At 63.3% G+C, this 3,328-nt stretch carries 4 protein-coding genes and 1 pseudogene; 1 reads left to right on the top strand and 4 read right to left on the bottom strand.

Annotation, left to right across the window (positions count from 1 at the left end; translation table 11 throughout):
- The 4 genes and pseudogenes from WCB02_RS28305 to WCB02_RS28290 all read right to left on the bottom strand — a co-directional run.
- Nucleotides 1-751, bottom strand: a 751-nt coding sequence (locus WCB02_RS28305; protein ID WP_423963052.1) for an aldo/keto reductase, incomplete at its 3' end; no start/stop codon positions are given.
- A gap of 127 nt (nucleotides 752-878) precedes the next feature.
- Nucleotides 879-1,273: pseudogene (locus WCB02_RS28300) on the bottom strand ((R)-mandelonitrile lyase).
- Between the two features lie 426 nt (nucleotides 1,274-1,699).
- A complete protein-coding gene (locus tag WCB02_RS28295; protein ID WP_423963051.1) occupies nucleotides 1,700-2,488 on the bottom strand; it encodes a carboxymuconolactone decarboxylase family protein in 789 nt (262 codons plus the stop codon).
- 467 nt (nucleotides 2,489-2,955) lie between these two features.
- Complete coding sequence (locus WCB02_RS28290; protein WP_423963050.1) at nucleotides 2,956-3,108, bottom strand: type II toxin-antitoxin system RelE/ParE family toxin; 153 nt, start codon at nucleotides 3,106-3,108, stop codon at nucleotides 2,956-2,958.
- A gap of 9 nt (nucleotides 3,109-3,117) precedes the next feature.
- On the opposite strand from WCB02_RS28290, the gene WCB02_RS28285 reads away from it, so the two are divergent.
- Nucleotides 3,118-3,328 (top strand): hypothetical protein (locus tag WCB02_RS28285; RefSeq protein WP_423963049.1); only part of this gene is annotated, 211 nt, incomplete at its 3' end.

Below are 3,328 nucleotides of genomic sequence, written 5' to 3'. Positions count from 1 at the left end.
GTTCCAAGAGATCCACCACGGGACGGTTCGCCTTGCGGGCCTCGGGGGTGAAGCGCGGCAGGCTGGTGCGATTGTCATTGCCGCCGAAGCTGGTGCTCTCGTCGATCTTGCCCGTGAGGAAGCCTCTTCCCAGGGGACTGAACGGAACGAAGCCGATTCCGAGTTCCTCGCATGCCGGCAACGCCTCCGCTTCGGGTTGACGCCACCACAGGGAGTATTCGCTCTGGATCGCCGCGACCGGCTGGACCGCGTGGGCGCGGCGTATCGTCGAGGCGCCGGCCTCGCAGAGGCCGAAGTGCTTGACCTTGCCCTGCGCGATCAGATCCTTCACCGCGCCGGCGACGTCCTCGATCGGGACGCTGGGATCGACCCGGTGCTGGTAGAACAGGTCGATCGATTCGATCCGCAGCCGCTTCAGGGAGCCTTCGGCCGCTTGCCGGATGCGTTCGGGCCGGCTGTCGAGCCCATCAGAACCGTGAGTGCCGGGGCCGAGGTCGTGTCCGAACTTGGTGGCGATGACGACGTTCTCGTGGAACGGCTGCAGCGCTTCACCGACCAGTTCTTCATTGGTGAACGGACCGTACACCTCGGCAGTATCGAAAAAGGTGACCCCGCGCTCGACCGCCGAGCGGACAAGCGCGATCATCTCCCTGCGGTCCGGAGCCGGGCCACGGTGATAGTTCAGGCCCATGCAGCCCAGGCCGATGGCCGAGACGGTCAGGCCGCTATTGCCAAGCTTGCGTGTCTGCATTGCAAATCTCCTGGCCGATCGTCGCGCGGCGGCTGTCAGACCTCAGCTATGTGCAGGTCCCGCGGGCACGACAGGTAGCGAGCGGCCCGCGATGAAATCGCCGTCGAGCGGGCGCGTTGACGCGACATCATTTGCGGTATTGCTCGTCCGAGACCTTTTCCATCCAGTCGACGTTCTTGCCGTCGAGCGATTCCGTAATGGCGATGTGCGTCATCGCGGTCGTTGCGGTCGCACCGTGCCAGTGCTTTTCGCCGGGCGGAAACCAGACGACGTCGCCGGGGCGGATTTCTTCGGTCGGCCCGCCCTCGCATTGCACCCAGCCGAGGCCGGACGTCACAATAAGCGTCTGGCCGAGGGGTGGGTATGCCACATCGTCCGGCCACCGGGTTCGAACGTGACCTGGCCGCAGCTGAGGCGTGTCGGATCGCCCACCTGAAATAATGGATCCACCCGGACCGTACCGGTGAACCATGCCTCGGGACCTTTGCCCGAAGGTCGTGAACCGTTGCGATTGATGTCCATTGTGCCGTTCCTTTTCATCGTTGAGTCATTCGCTGCCGGCGCCTGCCCAAAGCCCGGCCCCGCCGATGCCAGGAGAGCCCATCCGGCCGCGCCCGAGAGCACGGTCCTCCGCTTCACCAGGCGCGGCGCTCCTGTCGCGGCCCCCATGCAACGCCAGAAACAGGGGTCGGATCTGTCCATCTGCCAAGCTCTCTCTGCCTCATGGGTCGTTGCGAACGGAGGCCTTTCTCCAGCCCTGGTTTCAGCGCGTCCGGCTATCCAGATCAGCCCCGGCCTTTGCGCTGCTTGGCGAGATGCGGCTTGAATCAGCCTGAGCGACCGGACCATCTGCTCCACCGCCGCCTGGTATTTTTGTCGCACGTCGGCTGCGACAGCGGGCCGAAACGGACGCCGTCAGCGGCCAGGACGTTTCTAGTGTGGTCGTTTCTAGTGTGATCGTTTCTTGAACACATCCTCCGCGACGGGCATCGCCGAAAAGACGTTGGGCCAACCGACATAAAAAGCCAGTTGTGTGATGGCTTCCGAAGCCTCCGTCTGCGTCAAGCCGTTGTCCATGGCCCTGTTGAGGTGTGGCGTAAGCTGCGCCGTCTGCCCGTTCGCGATCAGCGCGCTGACCGTGACGAGGCTGCGATCCCTTGGTGCAAGGTCCGGACGCAGCCAAAGATCCCTGAACAACACATCCGTGGTGTAGTGCACCACGCCCGGAAACGACGCGCCAAACTGCGCATCGACGCTCGTTGCGCGCTTCGCTTCCGCCGCTTCGTCGAGCGGCAGCGGCGTCACCGAAACAGCAGGAAGCTGATCGGCGCCGATGCGGCGCGCTTCGAAGACATCCTTGGCGATTGCAGCCGCTGCCATCGCATTGGCCCAGCCGGCGTAAAAGGCGAGGTGTGTTATCATCTCCGAGATTTCGCGCGGCTTGACGCCGTTGTCGAGCGCGAGGTTGAAATGGTATGACATCTCGATGGTTTGATTGCGCGCGATCAGCGCCGCCAAAGTTACCATGCTGCGGTCTCGCGGCGCGAGACCGGGACGCTTCCATACGTCGCCAAGCAGACGGTTCTGGGTGTAGGCTGCCAGGGCCGGAGCGACTTTTCGAACATCCTCATACGTGGGCGTGGGCTTTGATCCGGTCATGGTCGCGGTCTCCTCTGTCCGAGCCGATTGTATCGCAACCAGCGAAAGCAACGCGATGGTCGCGGATTGAAGTTTCATAAAGGATCTCCTGTCGGACCGCTCTTCTGCACTCAAGCTAGTCGACAGTTCGCCTTGCGATTAGACGTCGGAATCCGCATGGACCTATCAAGCGCGCTTATCAATCGGGCTTCGGCGTGCTGTCGCTTTCGCGAAACGAAAGCGAACCGCTGCGCACGCTCGTCGCTCCTTCCAGCGCAAAAACGGCGGGCTTTGGCGTGCCTGGTCCGGCACCGAAGTGGCGCGCCACGGCCGATGATGATGGGCACTATTGCTTCGCCGTGGCGCTATGATGCGGCACCCAATTCTACGCCGTTGGAGGCCAAATCTCGCCGGACCCCGCCGATGGTTCTGCGAGAGTTCACTCCGATCGTGCATTGTCCGAAGGATCGCGCGCGCCATGGCGCACGGCGTGAATGATGATTTCAGCGTCGATTGCCTCGTAGAAGATGAGATATGGATATGGCGCCGGATAGTGGGATCATCGGTCACCGCGCAGCCAGCGGATACCGCAGCAGCAGATCGGTGGCGGCGAGAATGCGGGTATGGACGCGGGCGGCTCCCTGCAGGGAGCGATCAGCGATGTAGTCCAGAATCGATGCAAGGTCGGCAAGGGCGGGAAGCGTATAGCGCAGCCTCATAGGCCATGCTTGGCCCAGACGGCCCGCACCTGTCCCTCGGTGGCGAATTCACCGCGGTCAGCGGCGGCCCTGGAGCGGGCAATCGCCTCGCGTGGCGAAATCGAGCTGCCGAGCTACACGGTAACGGTGCCGGATCAGGTTGACGTTGCGAAGCTCCGGCATCGCCTGGGGCTGTCGCAAAGCGGCTTCGCGCGTGCCTTCGGCCTGGACGTGACCGCAA

The organism is Bradyrhizobium sp., assembly GCF_049581145.1.
In the GTDB taxonomy this organism is placed as follows: Bacteria; Pseudomonadota; Alphaproteobacteria; order Rhizobiales; family Xanthobacteraceae; genus Bradyrhizobium.
This window is presented reverse-complemented; position numbering and strand designations above follow the sequence as displayed.

Bases quoted from the DNA above. Each gene is read 5' to 3' on its own strand.
- WCB02_RS28290 (WP_423963050.1), bottom strand. From the start codon at position 3,108: ATGAGGCTGCGCTATACGCTTCCCGCCCTTGCCGACCTTGCATCGATT.
- WCB02_RS28295 (WP_423963051.1), bottom strand. From the start codon at position 2,488: ATGAAACTTCAATCCGCGACCATCGCGTTGCTTTCGCTGGTTGCGATA.